The organism is Pseudomonas sp. IT-P176, from assembly GCF_949767245.1.
Classification (GTDB): Bacteria; Pseudomonadota; Gammaproteobacteria; order Pseudomonadales; family Pseudomonadaceae; genus Aquipseudomonas.
On the sequence record NZ_CATKPN010000112.1, the window covers coordinates 81,025 to 100,585 of the forward strand.

Genomic DNA, 19,561 nt, shown 5'->3' on the forward strand with positions numbered 1-19,561 from the left:
GCATGGGTGCCTATCAAACCAATTGGACGGATATCTACCATGAGCAATAACTCGCTGGATGACATGTATAAATGGTTGGCTGTCGAGCCGCGTACCCGTGGCTGGAACGCTATTTTGGCCTTTGACCGGACGAAGACCAACACGGTGCTGTTGCAGGAATATATCAATCGGTTCAGCACGGGTGACTATCTAAAGCCCATTACCGAATTGCTCGCGGATAATGAGACGCCGACGCATCGAGAGTACCTGGTCGATTACGTGATGGATGCTCCGCGCCTGTCGTTTATTGATTCAAACCTGGAAGACTCCAAGGCGCGCTCACGCCAGAAAGTCATGGGAGGCACGCACATGGTCTTTGAACGGCCAATGGGTGCGCCGGCCTGGAGAGTGACTAAAGTGGCATTGTGGGGGCCGATAGATGGGCCAACCCTGGAATATGATATTGATCTCAAGGCCACTCAGGGGGACGTCGGTAGGCAGGGTACGGTCTCGCTGAATATTGCGGAGGGGAGGAACTATCGGATGACTTACGCGGAAACCGAGCACTTGGCGACGGTTACCGGTGAGCGCTTGTGTGCATACTTCAGTAAGTTGCCAGAGTCGCAAAAAAACTTTGTATTGAATGAAATCACGATTGATCAGGATCAGTTATTAAAACCCGTGCGCTTTTTAGTCAGGACCCATAATAAAAAGGGCAGCGGAGCCACGCTGGCCGCCAATGAAAACGAAGAAGAAGGCGCTGTGCTGTTGTTTGTGACAATGGAAGGGCAAAGTGATGGTGAGCGGCCTGCGATCAACAGTGACTTGAAGTATTTACTACCGGATGGGCTTTCGGCCACTCTGTTGCTGGGGCATCGTTATTTCTACGATAAGGTAATTGTTTCCGGAATGAGGAGGTTGTTGAATCAGGATTCTTTTCAGTATGAGTATGAGATGGAGGTCGGGGGGAAGTCAATTCGTGCTGCTTACGCAACTACCGGGGCGCGAACTGTTCATAGCACTAAAAGATTGAAAATTGATAATCGCAACTATATAAGCACGGGCTTCAATTTTTCTCTCGATCCTCCAGGTGGTACAAGTTGGTTTAAAGGTTTTCAGGTTGTAGATCCAACTCATGGTGTTCGCAGGCGTTTAGTCGTTCAATGGATGAAAAAGAGACAGCTTCAATTTATTGAAGTGTCTGAGTCCGGTGATGGTGTGTATAGTATACATGCTTATACAGGCTTTCACTTTCAGACGGCGTTAGATTTGGCGGTTGATCCTGCAACAATGGATCTGGTGTTCACGTATCCCGAGGGAGCGCAAACGTTAGAGTTGGATTTTGATCTTTCGAATCAGTCACTGATACCGCCTGCGCATTTGTCACGAGTAACGTCTGCATATGCTTCGTGGCTTGAAAATTACTTCGCTGATGCCGTCAAAGATTATACGACAGTCACAGGCAACATCAATGTGTTGATGCTCAATAGCTTGTTGTTCCGTGGAAAAAATCGAGTTCAACCACAACACGTCAATTTTCTCCATGATCTCGCCATTTTCGGCCAAGTCGGCCCCACCCTGACCGCCTTCACCCTGAACAACCTGGAACCTGTTCTCGGCCGCAATGACACCTTCTACTTCGAGACCCTGCCTAAACTCACTACTAATGTGGATTGGAAGGTGGAGAGTGTTCCCGGCAGTAACGGCAAGCTCGGCAGTATCAACCCTAAAGGCGTCTACACGGCACCCGGAGCCGGTGATTTCGAGGGCGACTACATGCGAGTCAGGGTGATTGCAACGGCCGGTGGCAACAGCAGCTCCGCGCTGGTCACCGTGCTGCGCTATGACATGGCGATCAACCCGCTGGTGCAGGTCGTTGGTGCTGGGGATGCTGCCGGTCGCGAGGTGTCGGCCGGAGCATTGAACAGCAATGTGCTGGATTGGTCTGTCGGGGATCCGAGCACGGGGGCGGAGGTAAAGCCGAGCATCAAGGAGGGGGGCGATCACACCTATTATCCCGGGCCCAGGTCTGATGACAGGAATCTGGTGTTCAGCCTGGATCAGATCATCGTGACCAATCCGCGCAACCAGAAAACTGAACAATCCGTTGCGCTGGTGTTGCACCAACAGCCGAACATGACAATCACCATCCTGCCAGGATCGGGCGGGCCGGCGAATCAGGTCAGGCTTCAGGCGGCCATTGGCGATTATGTGATTGATCCCGAGGAGGAAGACCTGAGTTGGGCCGTGTTCGCAGGTTCAGGTCGTGTGGACCCCAAGACCGGTGTGTTCACGGTCGACCCTTTCGGTGCGCACAAGTTTGCTGTAGTCACCGCCCACATTCCGGGGGTAAGAGGGCGGCCATCGGATGACGGTTTTATCATCTTGCCCATCCCGCTGTACGCCGTGCCGGATGCGATTGGCATGTTAACCACGGATCAAATGGCGCTCAGCGCCGAGTAATTCTTGGAGCAACATCATGTCGAGTTCCTTATTTAACAGCGATCCGATCAAGGCGCTCTTGTCTCGAAGTTTTTTGCAGACACTAAGACTCAATGAGAACTTCACCCTTGAGACCAGCGTTAGTTTCGATGGCGGTGAGACGTACTGGCCGTTTAAAGATGGCAATCTCAAGCTTGCCGCTTGAATTGATAGTTGAGGTAAGTGATTCGTTAACTGATCAAGAAGGATATTTGTCATGAGTAATAACTCAGTAAAAGATATGGTGGAATGGCTGCGAGCTGAACCCCAGACGCGCGGTTGGAGCGCCATCCTGGCCTACGATAGGGAGAAGACCAATACGGTGCTTTTGCAGGAATACATCAGTCGGTTCAGTACCAATAACTATATGATGCCGATTACCGAACTGCTCGAGGATAATCAGACTTCGACCCATAGAGAGTACCTGGCCAATTATGTAATGGATTCTCCGCGCCTATCATTCATTAATTCAAACTTGGAGAATTCTTGGGTGAGGTTGCGTATGAAAGTCTTAGGGGGAACGCATCTGACGTTCGAAAAGCCCACGGGTGCACCGGCTTGGACTGTTACAAAAGTTGCTCTGTGGGGGCCGATGGATGGACCGACACTTCATACTGATATCGACCTAAAGGCCACCCCTGGAACAGTCGATAAGCAGGGGGGCGTCTCGCTGAATTTGGCGGATGGTCAGAACTACCGAATGACTTACGCTGAAACCGAGCACTTGGGCAAGCTCACCGGCGAGCGTTTCAAAGCGCGATTCAATCAGTTGCCAGCCTCACAAAAAACGTACGTCTTGAATGAATTAGTAATTGATAAAGATCATTTGCTTAAGCCAGTGCGCTTCTTGGTTCGTACCCATAATAAAAGAGGCGCCGGAGCGACGCTTGGTCCAAACGAAGACAATGAAGAAGGGGCGGTTGTATTATTTGTTGCGATGGAAGGGGAGCTTAATGGGGAACTACCTGCGAGGAATAGTGATCTAAGGTATTTGCTACCGGATGGGCACTCGGCGACCCTGCTGTTAGGGCATAGATTTTTTCACAAAAGTGTAATTGTTGCTGGGCTGGGAAAAATATCCAACAGTGCGCTGTTAGAGTATTTTGTTGAGATGGACGGGCCTGGCAGTACAGTTGTTCGCGGGATTCATGTTGCCTCTGGGCGTCGGGTCGTGAGTAAAGAGTATAGTAAAACGATTGAAGGAGTCTCCTATGTTTGCCCTGAAATTAGTGCGGACATTCCGGGGCGGGGCTCCAGTTCTTTAACCTCTCGCACATATGTTCAGCCAGTTGGTGGGGACAGATTTATATATTTTATCTGGTCCTCAGAAAACCAATCACAACCCTTAATAATCTCAGGTAAAGCTTATTCGGTACCCACCACTTGGCAAGCTTCAGGTATGTATACCGTAGGAGTCAACCCTAAGTCATTCGAAATTGAATTTTCAATGAATCCGCAAGGAGTAGGAGAATCTACTGTCGAATTACGGCAAATTCCGATGCCGGCTCACCATAGAAACTTAATGGAGCTTGAGTACAGGCGCTGGGTGGATGACTTTTTAAAAGATATGGTGAAGGATTTTGCCCTTCCTGTAAGCGACATCAATGTGCTAATGCTCAACAGTTTATTGTTTCGTGGCAAAAACTCAGTGCAACCAACCAGTGCGCATTTTGTCTATGATTTCGCAATATTTGGCCATGTCGGTCCAACGCTGACGGGTTTCACCCTCAACAACCTGGAACCTGTTCTCGGCCGCAGTGACACCTTCTACTTCGAGACCCTGCCTAAACTCACTACTAATGTGGTTTGGAAGGTGGAGAGTGTTCCCGGCAGTAACGGCAAGCTCGGCAGTATCAACGAAACATCAGGCGTCTACACGGCACCCAGAGCCGGTGATTTCGAGGGCGACTACATACGAGTCAGGGTGATTGCAACGGCCGGTGGCCAAACCAGTTCCGCATTGGTCACCGTACTGCGCTACGACCTGGCTATCAATCCGCTGGTTCAGGTTGTCGGCGCGGGTGATCCGGGCGGTCGCGAGGTCTCGGGCGGTAGCAGGGGATATGAGGTACTGCAATGGAATATCGCCGACCCGAGTTCGGGTGCCGTGGTGGTGCCAAGCACCAAAGAGGGCGGCGATCACACTTACTATCCCGGGCCCAGGGTGGTGGACCAGGTGTTCAGCCTCGATCACATCATCGTGACCAATCCACGTGACCAGAAGACGGAAACCTCCACGGTCCTGGTGCTGCACGAGCAGGCGAGCTTGAACGTATTGATCGATACCAGCGCTGGCCTGCCGCCGAACCAGGTCCAACTCAAGGCCTACTTTGGCAACACGCCCGTTGACCCCGATGAAGGCATTAGATGGTCGTTGCTGGACGGTTCAGGTCGGGTTGACCCGGCGACGGGGGTGTACACCATCGACCCCATGGGGTTGCACAAGTTTGCCATTGTCATCGCCCACATTCCCCCGCTCAGACCCGGTCGACCCTCGGATGACGGTTTTATCCTCTTGCCAATACCGCTGGTGAGTGTGTCAGAGGCTATGCAGATGTTAAGCGCGGATGACGAGCCGGTCTTCGCTCACTAACAGTTGGGAGTTCCATCATGTCAGGTCATTCTCTGGAAAGTTTGTTGCAACGTATGAGAGGAGGGTCAGTGGTCCTTGGCTGGGGGGCGGTGGCGGCATTCGGCCGCACCCAACTCAATCGGCTGCTCGAAGAGCAGTACCTTTCCTGGTTGAACGAGTCTCGCTTCATACCACCAATGAGCGGTCTGTTGTACGTGACCCCGGATCAAACCGAATCCGTGGCGCTGGATTCGCTGTTACTGGGCAAGCCGGTGCTGTCGTTTGCTTCGGCATCGCTGGATATGTCCAGGGTCACCTTGACCATGAACCTGGTGGGCGGAACCTACACCGCCATGAGTTATCCGGTGACCGGGGTGCCCCATTTATTGTCCAGCTTCAGCATTGCCGAAGACATGGGCTTCAAGGTCGAGATGCAGATTGATCTGACTTCGGTTGAAGGCGAAGTCGATAAGCGCGGCAGGGTGACGCTTGACCTGGCCAGCGACCCCAATCTGAAATGCAATCTGGGTAGCCTGCCTGGGGTCCAGAAGAAGGTCGCGGAATTCATTCAAACCTACCTGGCCGCACTGCCAGATGACCGACGGCTATTCGAACTGGGTCTGTTTGACTTCAGTGGTTACAACCCCCTGAGTCCAACAGGTTTCTACATCCGGACGCAAAAAGCGCCTGGCTCTGGCGAGCCGGGGGCGAGCAATCAGGGTGATGGCGCTGTACTGGTGTTCATCCGGGTGAAAGCCCGTGATGAGAATGGGCAGGGTCTGCCGACTGAGGGCAGTAATTTTCCCTATCTGATTCCGGACGACAAGGCTGCGGGCCAGGCACTCTACTCAGCGTCACTGGTGGTGAACAAACAGTGGGTTGAGCTGGTCGATGAGACACAACTGGATGTGCTCAAGAACCTGCTGTTTCCGGGTGAAAATATTTTTATCGAGACTACGGGAGGGCGGCATGTTCCCTCGGACATGCTGGTGTTGGGCAACATCAAGCCAGCAGAAGATCATGTCGCGATCGAGCCAGCGTTCGTCAGTATCAGGGGCGGCAGGACTCAACCATTCACCGCGCGCAAGAGCAACGGTACAACGGTCAGGGCCAACTGGAGTGTCAGTAACCCCATCAGTCCGCTTTCGGTGGGCAGTATTACGCCAACCGGAGGTGTGTACACAGCCCTGAGCCAATCAAAGATGGGTAAGGAGCGCCAGCCAGTGATTGTGACGGCGTCCTATACCCTGGAGGGGCGTCAGCATACGAGCTCGGCGATGGTGCTTGGGATTTTCGAAAGCATGAGCATCTCCCCGAGGGTCTGTGCGAGCGGGGTGGGCCCCAATGTTGAAAAGATTTCACTGAGGGTGACCACCGTGACCGGGGCGGAGCTGATCTGGCCCACTCTGTCGCCGTCTCAAGGCACTCTGGCCGTCATTGACAATAACCACGCGGTTTACACCCCACCGGCGACACAGACTGAACCCCTTCAAGTGCTCAGAATCAACGTCCGGGATAAAAGCAATAATGAGGTGATTGAAGCGACGATTGTCTTGCTGGGTACGGGGCACATTCTCAACGTTGACCCACCGTTTTTCACTACAGCCAGCCTGTCGGATTCGGTTCAACTGCGGGCTGAGGATTATGTGCCTGAGGATTGTCAGTGGAGCGTTATCGGTGGGGGAACGGTGAGCGCTGAGGGGTTGTTCACTCCCCCGGAGACGTTGACTTCGCGGATCAGCGTGGTCAAGTGTGACATTGTTTACGATGGCGTCGGGCCTGTCCGGCGCCGTGGTTACAGCATCATCCAGCTCTCTGAACGAGAGGAAGATGAGTTGCGTTGGGTAGAGCTTGGTAAGTTTACCATCGCCGTAAATGGTGAAGTGGACAGGTGCTACGCTAACGGGCGTCAACAAATCCCCTTGGTTGTCACGGTCCAGACAAACCCGATCAGGATCGATGGGCGTGACTTTTATGTTCCGGTCAGTGATGCGGACCTGGCGACGTTGAGGTTGGTTGACAAGCTGACGGGGGCAGAGGTTCCATTCATTCCTGTTGCTCAGGAAGGCATCGAACACGGGAGCATTATTCAGTGGGCGGCGAACAAAAAAAGGAACCGATTCAGGTTCTATTCCCCCTCGGCAGCACATACGCCTGTGTTGCCATTGCCCGAAGCGATGAACAACGGAACACGCTATCGCGAACTCTATGTGCATATGGCCTTTGACAGCAGCCGGACTTTTTTCGCTCGATTTCGCAGCAATGGTTCGACCTGGAGTTCGAATGACAAGCCTATCGAAAACTTCGAAGTCACGGTACATGGGGTTCGACCTACTGCGCCGACGGCAGCGGATTACCGGCTTGAGCGTGAGCGTGTTTACCAGGATGAGTATGGTCATGATGAGCCAGACGACCCGAACAACCCGAATCGGGATGTGTTCAGTTACTATCGGCAATCCACTGATTATTGGCGTCTGAGTTATCGGCGGCTGAGCACTTACCCCGTAGAGTTTGCCACGCTGCTGATTGAGAAAAATGTCTCGTCGATGCAGTGGGAAAGTGAACTTCTGGATGAAACATATTTCAGCTATACCGGTTATTCGTTCAACCCCGCGAACTACCTGAATAGTGACTCTCTCGCTCCGGAAGGTTTGTCTTTCGATCTCTATTTAAGAAATCTTTTCAAGGAGGTCGGCAAGGTGCTGAAGTCCTCCTTTGAAGGAGGTGCCAAACCTTCTCCGGGTGAGTTGATCGTCAGTTTGCATCGTACCGATGATATGAAGTTTTGGTATGACGGTATGGCAGGGGGGGATGTACATCGGCTTTATCGGAAGCTCCTGGATCCTGGGGTTATCTTCGTGCTGTTGGATGTTGACGGTAATCGCCATCGACTGCAAGTTAGATTCGATGCATCTCACCTTGCGGACAGCCGCAATAGGCTGGTGTTTTCGCCTCAATAACATCGCTCATTGAAATGGCAGGCACTGAGATGAATGTCGTGCAGTTTTTTAGTGCCTGCTATTACCGTGCTCAACTATAGATAGGTGTAAGAAATGACCACGTCCAGGGCTGTGCATTCTCAAGCATTTACTTTCATGAGTTACTTGCAAGGGGGCGTTGATCCTCGTACCGGGCAATATACGGTCTCCCTCGATTTTCCCGAGATTAAGAGCAACTGGCTTTGCGGGCCGGATTTTCTGTTCAACCTGAACTTCAATCCGATCAATATCCTGGATTCCGGTTTTGGTCTTGGCTGGAACCTCAACCTGAGTCAGTTCACCCCCCACAACAGCATCCTGGCCCTGAGCACCGGGGAGACTTTCAAGGTCACTGGCAGCGGCCCCGAGCCGGCCATCAAGGAAAAGAAACTCGACAGTTTCCATTTCTACAACAACCAGGACGGCACCTACCGCGTGGTGCACAAGTCCGGGTTGATCGAGGAACTCACCGTCGGCGGCAGCAGCGATGATCGGGTGGCATTGCCCACCCGAATCTACGCACCTTCAGGCCACAGCATCAGTTTGACGTATGCGGCCTTTCGGGGCGGCCAGCGCTTGCAGTCGGTCAGTGATGCCCAAGGCGAATTGCTGCGGATCAATCGCGAAGATTATTCCGTCGAGATACTGATAAAACCCGACAACGATGGCAGCGGCAAACCGCTGGCACGTTATCAAATGACATTGAATGGCAGCGGCTGGGTCACCGCCATCGTATTGCCCACCGCCGACGCCGCTTCCTGGCGTTTTGATTACGGCACTGGGCCGATCCGCGGGATTCTCTGCCTGCACGGGGTCAAGACCCCCGTCGGTGGCAGTGAAACCATTGTGTACGAGGACGGGGGGCACCCCTATCCAGGGGGCGTTACCCGGCCCAACCTGCCACGGGTGACCCGCCACCGCACCTACCCAGGCTCCGAACAGCCGATGGTGGAGGTCAACTACACGTATACGGCGAAAAACTTCCTGGGGGCGGGGGAGACGGTCAGTTGGGAAGAGGGGATGGACCCCTTGTATACGGTCGCTCACACCTACGAGTACGGCAGTACCTCCACCCAGACTGTCAGCGATAAAGCCGTGCGTTGGGTCGATCGCACCTACAACCGTTTTCATTTATTGACCGAAGAAAAAACCACCCAGGATCTTTGTGTGATTCGGGAGGCGACCACCTATTACGCCGAAGACATTCCCTTCGAGCGCCAGGTACCCCAGTTTCAGATGCCCAAAGCGACCAAGACCAGTTGGGAGATAGAAGGAGACTCGACCCGATACCGTGCAGAAGTCGCGTCCAGCGCATTTGACGAAAACGGTAACCTGATTGAGGAAGTCGACCCCAGCGGCGTCAAGACTGTTCACACCTACTACCCCAAAGAGGCCAGCGATGGCTGCCCGGCCGACCCGCAAGGTTTTATCCGCAACCGCAAGGACAGCACCGTAGTCCCCTCACCACAAGGCCAGGCAGGTGCACTGACACTGCGCACCCACGTTCGCTACACAGCGCTGGATCCACTGGATGGCAGTGGACTCAAACAGTGGTTGACCAGCGAAAGCGAGACGCTGCAGCAGGTTGACGGCAGCAGCGAAGTCGAGTTGCTACAGACGCTGTTCACCTACAACAATCAGCCGAAAGACCCGTTCCAGCACGGCCGTCCTGCAAGTCAGTGCATGATGCTCAATGGCAAAGGCACTACCACCGAGTACACCTATGGCACGCTCAAAAGCGCGCTCGCCGGTGAACAGGTGCTGGAAACCGTCGAAACCCTCACCGGCTTCGATCATAGTGACACCGAGCATGTACAGAAGGTAACTACCCGAGAAGACTCATTGATCCACGGCCAGTCGTTGGTGAGTTACGACGATAACGGTGTGAAAATTCGCAGTGAGTACGACCAGTTGCAGCGGGTCATCAGTGAAACGGTTTCTCCGGATAATGAAGAGTTTAAAGCCACACGGACTTACACCTACTACCTGACATCGCTGGATGGACAGAAAGCCCAGCAGGAGGTCACGGATGTCAAGAAGGTCACGACCCGCACATTCTTCGACGGGCTCAATCGGGCGATCAAAGAAGAACGGCAGAATGCCGACAGCCCCATTCGGGCCGATGAATACCGTCCAACCTGGTCGGCGAGCTATGACGCGCTGGGGCACCTGACTGAGGAAACCGAGTTGGAGTGGAGGGGCGAGGAGCAAATGCCCTTGATCAGTAAGTTTGACTATGACTCTTGGGGCTCGCAGTGTTGCGTGACCGGCCCGGACGGCGTGCAAGTCCATGAGCAGACTGACCCGATTGGTACTGCTGATTGGAAGGGGCCGATCCAGCGCAGCTGGCGGCAAGGGACCGGCACAGAGTCGCTGAAGACTGGCGTGATCGTTACTTACTTGAATCTTTTCGAAAAACCGGCGCACATCGAGCGTTTCGATGCCGCGGGTACCGCCATAAGCCTGCATCAATTTGGCTACGACGGTCTTGGGCAGACCGTCCTGGAAGTCGATGCTCGTGCAGCCAAGACTCAATACACCTACGATGGTTTTGGCCGGATGACCAGCAACACGCTTCCCGGCGGGGCGGTAGTTCGACGTAGCTATTTCCAGCACAGCGCCGAAGACTTGCCGATTGAAATCAGTGTCAATGGTGCCGTACTAGGCACGCAGGCGTTTGATGGCATAGGGCGGATGAAAGAGGCCACCACGGGTGGGCGGACTCAAGTCTTCAGTTATCTTCCCGGCCTGACTCAGCCCGACACGGTGACTACGGCTAGCCAGCAACTGATCAGCTATAAGTACAACCCTCAGTTGAGCGAGGAGCCGATGCGCCGACAGTTGCCCGGCGCAGTCACCGCGGATTATGTCTATGACAAGCAAAATGCTCGCCTAGTCAGTTGCGAGGAACAGGGCCTGAAGCTCAAGCGCCAATACTTCTCCACGGGCGAGCTGAAGAGCGAGCAGCGTGACCAGAGTGGTAAGCCCTATACCATGCACTACGACTACAGCCGCCAGGGCCGGCTGTTGAGTTATACCGATGTGCTTGAGCAGGTCCAGCGTTACGAATATGACGATGCGGGGCGACTGACGTTTACGCAGTTGGGCGAGACCCGCTCGGACTTTACTTACGACGATCTGGGACAGGTCGCGACAATATGCACCGAGGACACTGCCAGCGGACAGCAGGTAACGATCAGCCTGCAGTACGACGAATTTGGTCGCGAGATCAAACGGATCTTTGATCTCAATGGTACCGAGCAACAGCTGACCCAGGTTTACAACGCAGTCGACGCACTGGTCCAGAGGACGTTAAGCGAGGGCGATGTACCGTTGCGCGACGAGACATATGGTTATGACCCACGTGGTCGGCTCATACTCTACACGTGCAAGGGCAGCCAACCGCCGGTCGATCCTTATGGCAAGGCCATCGCGCGGCAGGTATTCAGATTCGATGCCCTGGACAACCTCCTCTCGGTGACCACGACCTCGGCGGATGGTGTAATCAATCGCGCGACTTACAGCTACGAAAATAAACAGGACCCTGCGCAGTTGACCAAGGTCGAGAATGACGCGGGTAGCCCTTACCCTGCCGTGATCCTGCTTGCGTATGACGCCGATGGACATTTGATCTGTGACGAAGAGCAGCGCGTCCTGAAGTACGACGCCCTGGGTCGCTTGACCGAAATCAGCGGCCTGCCGGGTGAGCCGCCCAGCGGCCTCGGATACGATCCGCTGGACACCCTCACCAGCCTGGAGGGTGGAGAAGGACCAGAGCAACGTTTTTACCGCGACGGCGAACTGGCGAACCGGATTCAAGGTGCCAAGAGCAGCACCTTCGTGCGAGCGGATGGAGTCGTGCTCGCCGAGCACCAGGCAGGTGCTGACCCAAAGTCCCTATTGCTGGCCAGTGATTTCAAAAGCACGGTATTCAATGAAGTCAGCGCTGGCACAACCAATACCCTCGCGTATTCGGCCTATGGAAACCAAAGTGCCGAACAGCCAGTGGCAACAGCATTGGCGTACAACGGAGTATTACGGGAAACGCAAAACGGGGTGTATCTGTTGGGCAATGGTTATCGCGCGTACAGCCCGAGTTTGATGCGGTTTCATTGCCCGGATAGTTGGAGTCCGTTTGGGGCGGGGGGGCTGAATCCGTATGCGTATTGTGGCGGGGAGCCAATTATGAATGCAGATGACAGTGGGCATATGTATCGTCGTCCGGCACCTACGCCTTGGATTCCTCGGGCATCTTTGGCTCCCCGTCAGGTTCAGCCTTCGTCGGCACCTGTGACAAAAGAGCCGAATACATTCCAACGCAAGATTGCGGCGGATCAAGGACGTTGGGATCGCCGCGCCGCCGCCAACGCAAAAATTGAGCAGGGGGCAACGTCCGCAGAAGCGCCTGGTAGCAGTTCGCGAAGCGCTGCACCCGGGCACGCGGTCATGCAACAGCAGCAGAGCAGCGCCCGACGTCACCCAGAGCAGCAGGCCCCACGAAGCGCTCCACAACAGGTTGCGGCGCAGGCCCAGTCAAGGCCGACACCAGAGCCCCCGGAACCAGTTTCCACAAAGGAATGGAGGAAAATGAATGTATTTCAAAGAGAGGATTACCAGAAACGCGGAGGGGTTGAACCCACCACTGTGAGCGTTGGGAAGGTTAGAAGTAATGTTTTTGACTCAAAGAAAAACAGTAAAAAAGCAGACTGGTCGTGATTAAGTGAGCCTTGCTGCAACCCATGAGTCAAACGGTGGGGAAATACGTCCGTGATCATTCACGGACGTAATCCACTCACCCGCGCAAACTCCACCAACCCACCGTCATGCACAAGTCCCAACTTGTCCATGGCGGTGCGTTTTTGTCGGCTGATGGTTTTTTCGCTGCGGTTCAACTGTGCGGCGATCTGCCGGCCGGACAGGCCTTGAACAAACAAGCGCACCACTTCCAGTTCCCGTTCTGACAGGCTCACCAACGGTGCGTCGGTAGTGGATGCCGGCAAGGCCTGGGCCTCGAGAATCCTGGCGAACGTCGGGCAGAGATGGCGACGCCCCCTGGCCACGCTCTGTACCGCGTGCCTGAGTTCACTCAACGGGCTACGTTTATCGAACAGTGCGCAGGCGCCCTGGTTGAGCAACGCCTGCAATAGGGACGGATTGCGCAGCATGGTCATGACGATCAAGCGCACATGTCCGAAGTGGCGTCTCACATAACCCATCAACGCCAGGCCATCGGGAAAGTCCCCATAGGGCATTGCGTAGTCGCTGATCAGGATGTCACAGGGTGTGCGTTGCAGGCGGTCAATCAGCTCATCGGCGCTGTTGGCCTGGGCGACAACCGCGAACCCCTGGCTGGAGGGGTGGCACAGGGCCATTTCAGCGCCCATCAGCACCACGGGATGGTCGTCGGCGAGAATGATGCGTGGTGTGTTCAGTGTGCGCTGTACAGGTGTTTCAGGTGTCTCACCGCAGCGGTTTGGGGCAGTTTGGGACAACGATTGCGCAGGGTTCATGCGGTGTCTCGACAGGGGCCAACGGCGCGCCGTACACCGCAGTCAGCCAGGTTCAAGACAGTTGAATCAAACCTTGCTCCAGTGCCTTGAACACTGCGGTCCAGCGTGAACTCACGCCGAATTTCCGGCGGATATTGCCAAAGTGATAATTCACCCCGGATTCGCTGCAATTGACGATCTGGCCGATTTCCCAGGACGACTTGCCTCTGGCACTCCATAGCAGCACTTCTTTTTCTCGGTTGGTCAGCGTGATACCCAACGGCTGTCCGGTTGCTTGCCGCTCAAGCCCGGGCTGGAGGTTGCGAGCGCGAATGGCGATTGGGGCTGAATGGTTCATGACAGGCACTCCCATTTATCAATCAATGAGGTGGGCGAAGGATCCTTCCTGAATCTGGGCGTGGTTCCTGCGTCCTGCTGACAGACGCCGCTCAGGGCGCTGTAGGTTCGGCTCAGTTATAACGCGGATCCAACGCCTTGAAACCTGTAAGAACTAACAGGTGCTGCACCTTAATGCAGGGGAGTGAGAAATTTCTGTCTGTTGTTTCTCAAAATTGTGTAGGTGGATTCTCTGGTTTGGTCCGATTCTAGGCCCTCGCGAGCCCTTGTACGGGGCAGACCCTTGCGGATCTGCCGTTCATCACATTTTCAACGCTTGGAGCGATCGGTCGAAGCGCGCCCGATCTCAGACCCTTTCCAGCCTCTGGCGCCATACCACCTCGTTCACCAGATTTGCTGGCCGCTCACCCGCCAGCGCCGCCAGCAAGTTGTCCACCGCGCATCGCGCCATCGCTTCACGCGTTTCATGGGTGGCCGAGCCGATATGTGGGGTCGCCAGCACATTGTCCAAATGCAGCAACGGTGAATCGTGCTGCAGCGGTTCACGCTCGAATACATCCAGACCGGCGGCGCGAATCTGCCGCTGCTGCAGGGCTGCGATCATGGCGTTTTCGTCGACCACCTTGCCCCGGGAAATATTGATGAAAATACTCTCGGGGCGCATCAGGGCAAACTCTTCGGCACCGATCAGGCCTTGGGTCTGGGCGGTCAGGGGCAGGGTCAGGCAGATGAAGTCGGCTTGCTGCAACAGCTGCGACAGGCTGCGGTATTGGGCATTGAAGCGTTTCTCCACCGCCGGTTTCGGGTTGTTACTGTGATAGATGATCGGCATGCCAAAGCCGAAATGCCCGCGTTGCGCCAGTGCCTCGCCGATTCGCCCCATGCCGATGATGCCGAGGGTCTTGCCGTGCACGTCGCTGCCAAAATGCAGCGGCCCGATGTTGTGGTTCCATTGTCCGGCGCGGACCAGATTGGCGAGCTCCACCACCCGCCGCGCCGTGGCCAGGATCAGCGCGAAACCGGTATCGGCGGTGGTTTCGGTCAACACGTCCGGGGTGTTGCTGAGCAGGATATTGCGGCCGCTCAGGTAGTCGATGTCGTAGTTGTCGACTCCCACCGAGACACTGGAGACGGCTTCCAGTCGGGGTGCCAGGTCCAGCAGTTCGGCGTCCAGGCGCAGGCTGGCGCCCAACAGGCCGTGGGCACTCGGCAGGGCTGCGCGCAGGCGCTGCAGGCCGTCGCTGTCGAGCGTGTCGATCAGGGTCACCTGTGCCCGTTCCTGCAAGCGGATCATCAGCGCGGGCGACAGTTTTTTGTAGAGCACGATGTGCTTGTTCATGGGTATACCTTCCATTCAATTCAGGAGTGGGTCGCCAGCAGCGGTTGGTTCGCGGTCTGCTTGGAGGGTGCGCGGTCGCTGGCGCCGGGCTTGAGGCAGAGGGTCAACAGCACCGACAGCAGCAACGCACCGCTCATCAACAGGTACGAAGCGCCGGGCGAGCCAGTGGAGCTGTTCAGGTAGCCGACCAGATAAGAGCCGCCGAACGAACCCAGCGCGCCCATGCTGTTGATCAACGCCATGGCACCACCAGCGACGTTGGCCGGGAGGATTTCCGGGACGATGGCGAAAAAGGGTCCGTAGGGCGCGTACATGCACGCGCCGGCAATCACCAGCAAGGTGTAGGACCACCAGAAGTGTTCGGCGCCGAGGGCGTAGGAGCCGTAGAACGCCACCGAGGCAATCAGCAGCGGTGGCCAGACGAAACGTTTGCGCTTTTGCAGTTTGTCCGAGCCCCAGGACACCAGCAGCATGCCGATAACGGCCGCCAGATACGGCAGGGCAGACAGCCAGCCGGCTTCGATCATGTCCATCTGCGCGCCTTGCTTGAGGATCGACGGCAGCCACAATACGAAGCCGTAGACCCCAATGCTCCAGCAAAAGAACTGCAGGGCGAGGATGATCACTTTTGGCGAACGGAAGGCTTCGGCGTAGTTCTTCACCGCCTTGATGCCCACCTGTTCGGCGGCCAGGGCGCTTTCCAGGTCGTGTTTCTCCTGGTCGTTGAGCCACTTGGCCTGGGACGGACGATCATCGGCCAGGCGCCACCAGATAAACGCCCAGAGCACGGCCGGCAGGCCTTCGATGATGAACATCCAGCGCCAGCTGTAGTGCTGCACCAGGTAACCGGAGACCACCGACATCCAGAGCATGGTCACCGGGTTGCCGAGGATCAGGAAGGTGTTGGCGCGCGAGCGTTCGGCGCGGGTGAACCAGTGGCACAGGTACACCAGCATCGCTGGCATCACGGCGGCCTCGACCACCCCGAGCATGAAGCGGATGACGATCAGCCAGTAGGCGTTGGAGACGACCCCGGTCAAGGTCGCCAGGCTGCCCCAGAGGATCAGGCTGACGAAAATCAGCTTCTTCACGCTGTTTTTCTGCGCGTAGATCGCGCCGGGGATCTGGAAGAAAAAGTAACCGAGGAAGAACAGTGCGCCGAGCAACGACGACAACCCGGGGGTGATCATCAGGTCGGCGGCCATTCCGGAGGCGGCGGCGAAGCCATAGTTGGCGCGGTCCAGATACGCCAGGCTATAGGTGATGAACACGATGGGCATGATGTACCACCAGCGGCGGGTGGCGAGTTTGGGCGTTTGCATGGCAGTGCTCCTGAGCTTGTTGTTTTTGTCGCAGCAGGTATCGGAATCTTCAGTGATCGGGTTGGCCTCATCGCGAGCAAGCGGAGCGCCGCCGGCTCGCTCCCACAGGGGAATTACATTGGAATACGATCCAGTGTGGGAGCGAGCCTGCTCGCGATGGCGGCCTCAAATTCAGCAGACATCTCAAGCCGGGTCGGTAAACCCTCCATGTCGCCACGGCTCTGCACCGCGCGGCTACCAATCCAGTTGGCGCGTCGTACCGCGTCGTTGACGCTGTGGCATTCAAGCAATGCGCTGATCAGGCCGACGGCAAAACCATCGCCGGCGCCGACGGTATCGACCACCTGCGCCACTGGCACGGCGGCGACAAAGCCCTGGTCCAGCGCCGTGCGGTAGTAGGCACCGTGGGCACCGAGCTTGATCGCCACGACCTGGGCGCCTTGATCCAGGTAGAACGCGGCAATGTCCGCCGGGTCGTCGAAACCAGTCAGCAGGCGGCCTTCGCCCAAGCCCGGCAACACCCAATGGGCGAGGGCGGCGAGGCGGTTGATCTCGGTGATCATCTGCTGCTCGCTGGCCCACAGCGCCGGGCGCAGGTTGGGGTCGAACGACACGGTGCGGCCGGCGGCGCGCATTTGCGTCATCAGTTGCAAAGACAGCTCGCGAGCCGTGGCCGACAGCGCGGGCGGAATGCCGGTGGCATGCAGGTGCCGGGCTTGCAGCAACTGCGGCTGGATCGCCTGGGTCGACAGATGACTGGCGGCCGAACCTCGACGGAAGTACTCCACCTGGGGATCGGCGCCGGCTTCCTCGCGGGACTTGAATTGAAAGCCGGTTGGGTGCAACGGATCGACGTCGACATGGGAGCAGTCCAGGCCTTCATGTTGCAAAGCGTCGAGGACAAAGCGCCCCAGGGAGTCAGCGCCGACCCGGCTCAGCCAGGCCACCTTGAAGCCCAATCGCGACAGACCGATGGCGACATTGCTGTCGGCCCCGGCAATGCGTTTGTGAAAGTTCGCGACCTGCGCCAGATCACCGGTCTGCTCGGCGACCAGCATGGTCATGGTTTCGCCAAACGACAGGATATCGACTTCAGACATGGGCGTGCTCCAGGCGTGGTTGACCCAGGCGGGCGAGGACGGCCACGTGTTCGGTGGTCAGTTGCTGCAGGTCATCGGCCTGCAATGGGTATTCCGCGGCACGCGAGATGCCCGGTGCCATGTGCCGTAGCATCTGTTCCCACTGCAGCAGGTCGTCGGCGGCCGGCGGGATCGCCACCAGCTTGCTGTCGGCGCGGCGGGTCACCGCCTTGCAATGTACGTAGGCGACATGCCGGCCCAACAGGCGCGCAGCGGTGGTGGCGCTCTGGTCCTGCCATGACCAGTTGCCGATATCGAAGGTCATCCGCACCGCCAACGCGTGTTGCTCCACCTGCGCGAAAAAACGCTGGAACGGCTCGATGCGTCCGCCGTGCAGGGTCTGGTCGTTTTCCACCAGCAACTGCACCGGATGCTCGGCCAGGCACGCGGCCAGGCACGCGGCCAGGCTGTGCAGGTCGTTGTTGTCGGTGAAGTAACCCAGCGACACCTTGAGCCACCGGGCACCGAAGCTCGCGGCGCGCTTGAGGGTCGCCGCCAGCAATGGGTTGGGCTGCGAGCGACCGGCCACCCACAATTCCAGCGGCGAGGAAAACACCGCCTCAAGCCCCTGTTGTTCGATGGCGTGGGCCAGTTCCCGCGGGTCCTCGCTGGTCAGCAATTCTTCGCGCCACTCGATTCGCTGGGCCCCGGCCTTGGCCAGGATCTCGACGAATGCCAGTTGGCCAACCTGGCGAACCAGGTCGGCGCCGTAGCTGGACAAGCTGATGGAAACAGGTGATTTACTCATTGTTATTGACCTCTGAAACCGGTTTCATTTTTGTTCAAAAAAATCTGCACACATCTGTAGCAACTGCGCAGGCTGCGTTTGGTTGCCTAGCAAGTGCCTGTGCGGATTAGCCGTTAGTGCTGGAGGATCGTGGGTGCGTCGACCCGCGCACAATCAATTGCGCCGGGTAATCCAGGGTTCGCACGGGCCCATCGTCGCCGCGCAAGCGCTTGAGCAGGCAGTCGAACGCACTGGCGCCAATGGCTTCGGTCGGCTGGGCGAGGGCGGTGATGCCGCTGCCCACCAGCGGGTACCAGTCCAGATCATCGAGGGCGATCAGGCCGACGTCGGCGAACAAGTCGCATCTAAGTTCACGCAGCGCACGGGTTGCCGCCAGGGCGGCAATGCCGTTGGCACAGAACAGGGCTTTAGGCACATCGGGGGCGTCAGAGAGGAAGGCCTGGATACGTGCAGTCAGCTCGCTGCCGGTCTCCACCACCGCCCCCGACAAGGCCGGGCGTTGGGCGATTTGCGCGGTGAAGCTGCTGACCCGCTCGATCCGCGAACTGGTGCCGTCATAGGGCTCGCTGACCAGCAGCACCTGGCGATAACCCTGCTCCTGCAGATGGCTCAGGGCGGTGTGGACGGCAGCGGGGTTGTCCAGGCCGACCAGGTCGCTGTGCAGGTGCTCGACCTTGCGATCCACCAGTACCATGGGCATTTCCCGGTGCAGCTCACGCAGTTGTTCTGGATGATGGCCGAGGGTATTCACGATCAGGCCTTCGATGTTGTACGAGCGCAACGCTGCCAGGTGCTGGCTTTCCTGCTCGTCATCGCGGTCGGTGTTGCACACCACCAGGCTGTAGCCGTGCTGGCGGCAGGCGGTCTCCACGCCATGCATCACGGCAATCGAATAGGGGTTGCGGATATCGGCCACCAGCATGCCGATCAGGCGGGTGCGCCCGCGTTTCAGACCGCGAGCCATCTGATTCGGGCGATAACCCAGCTCGTCGATCGCCTGCGCGATGCGCAAGGCGATGGCATCGGACAGCAAGGCGCGGTCCTCGCCGATGAAGCGTGACACGCTGGCTTTGGACACCCCGGCACGTTCGGCGACATCGAGCATGGTCACGCGGCTGCGTTGGGCGGCGGAAAAACTGTTCACGGCGACGACCTTA

Annotated in this window: 12 protein-coding genes; 5 read left to right on the forward strand and 7 right to left on the reverse strand. The window is 56.9% G+C overall.

What is annotated here, in order from left to right:
- Nucleotides 1-39: 39 nt before the first annotated feature.
- From ACM6IP_RS25565 to ACM6IP_RS25585, 5 genes are all read left to right on the forward strand, one after another.
- On the forward strand, nt 40-2,442 hold the full coding sequence (locus ACM6IP_RS25565) for a hypothetical protein (RefSeq protein WP_414862566.1): 2,403 nt from the start codon (nt 40-42) through the stop codon (nt 2,440-2,442).
- A gap of 16 nt (nt 2,443-2,458) precedes the next feature.
- Nucleotides 2,459-2,626: a hypothetical protein gene (locus ACM6IP_RS25570; protein ID WP_414862567.1), complete on the forward strand. Its 168-nt coding sequence runs from the start codon at nt 2,459-2,461 to the stop codon at nt 2,624-2,626.
- 51 nt (nt 2,627-2,677) lie between these two features.
- Entirely contained in the window at nt 2,678-5,053 is a 2,376-nt protein-coding gene (locus tag ACM6IP_RS25575; protein ID WP_414862568.1) for a hypothetical protein, read from the forward strand.
- Between the two features lie 17 nt (nt 5,054-5,070).
- Entirely contained in the window at nt 5,071-7,992 is a 2,922-nt protein-coding gene (locus ACM6IP_RS25580) for a hypothetical protein (RefSeq protein ID WP_414862569.1), read from the forward strand.
- A 135-nt stretch (nt 7,993-8,127) separates the two neighbouring features.
- Complete coding sequence (locus ACM6IP_RS25585) at nt 8,128-12,726, forward strand: RHS repeat-associated core domain-containing protein (protein WP_414862570.1); 4,599 nt, start codon at nt 8,128-8,130, stop codon at nt 12,724-12,726.
- Nucleotides 12,727-12,785: 59 nt separating this feature from the next.
- On the opposite strand, the gene ACM6IP_RS25590 is transcribed toward ACM6IP_RS25585, so the two are convergent.
- From ACM6IP_RS25590 to ACM6IP_RS25620, 7 genes are all read right to left on the reverse strand, one after another.
- A complete protein-coding gene (locus tag ACM6IP_RS25590) occupies nt 12,786-13,520 on the reverse strand; it encodes a response regulator (RefSeq protein ID WP_414862571.1) in 735 nt (244 codons plus the stop codon).
- A gap of 52 nt (nt 13,521-13,572) precedes the next feature.
- Nucleotides 13,573-13,857 carry a response regulator transcription factor gene (locus tag ACM6IP_RS25595; RefSeq protein ID WP_095168415.1) on the reverse strand — a complete coding sequence of 95 codons (285 nt, stop codon included), beginning with the start codon at nt 13,855-13,857 and terminating at the stop codon, nt 13,573-13,575.
- A 345-nt stretch (nt 13,858-14,202) separates the two neighbouring features.
- Nucleotides 14,203-15,195 (reverse strand): 2-hydroxyacid dehydrogenase, encoded by a 993-nt coding sequence (locus ACM6IP_RS25600; RefSeq protein WP_414862572.1) that lies wholly within the window; start codon nt 15,193-15,195, stop codon nt 14,203-14,205.
- A 20-nt stretch (nt 15,196-15,215) separates the two neighbouring features.
- Entirely contained in the window at nt 15,216-16,517 is a 1,302-nt protein-coding gene (locus ACM6IP_RS25605; protein ID WP_159995558.1) for an MFS transporter, read from the reverse strand.
- 113 nt (nt 16,518-16,630) lie between these two features.
- Nucleotides 16,631-17,617, reverse strand: a complete 987-nt coding sequence (locus tag ACM6IP_RS25610) for a sugar kinase (protein WP_414862573.1) — start codon at nt 17,615-17,617, stop codon at nt 16,631-16,633.
- On the reverse strand, nt 17,610-18,404 hold the full coding sequence (locus ACM6IP_RS25615; RefSeq protein ID WP_414862574.1) for a sugar phosphate isomerase/epimerase family protein: 795 nt from the start codon (nt 18,402-18,404) through the stop codon (nt 17,610-17,612). The genes ACM6IP_RS25610 and ACM6IP_RS25615 overlap by 8 nt, the downstream gene beginning before the upstream one ends.
- A 106-nt stretch (nt 18,405-18,510) precedes the next feature.
- On the reverse strand, nt 18,511-19,548 hold the full coding sequence (locus ACM6IP_RS25620) for a LacI family DNA-binding transcriptional regulator (protein ID WP_095168406.1): 1,038 nt from the start codon (nt 19,546-19,548) through the stop codon (nt 18,511-18,513).
- Nucleotides 19,549-19,561 lie beyond the last annotated feature (13 nt).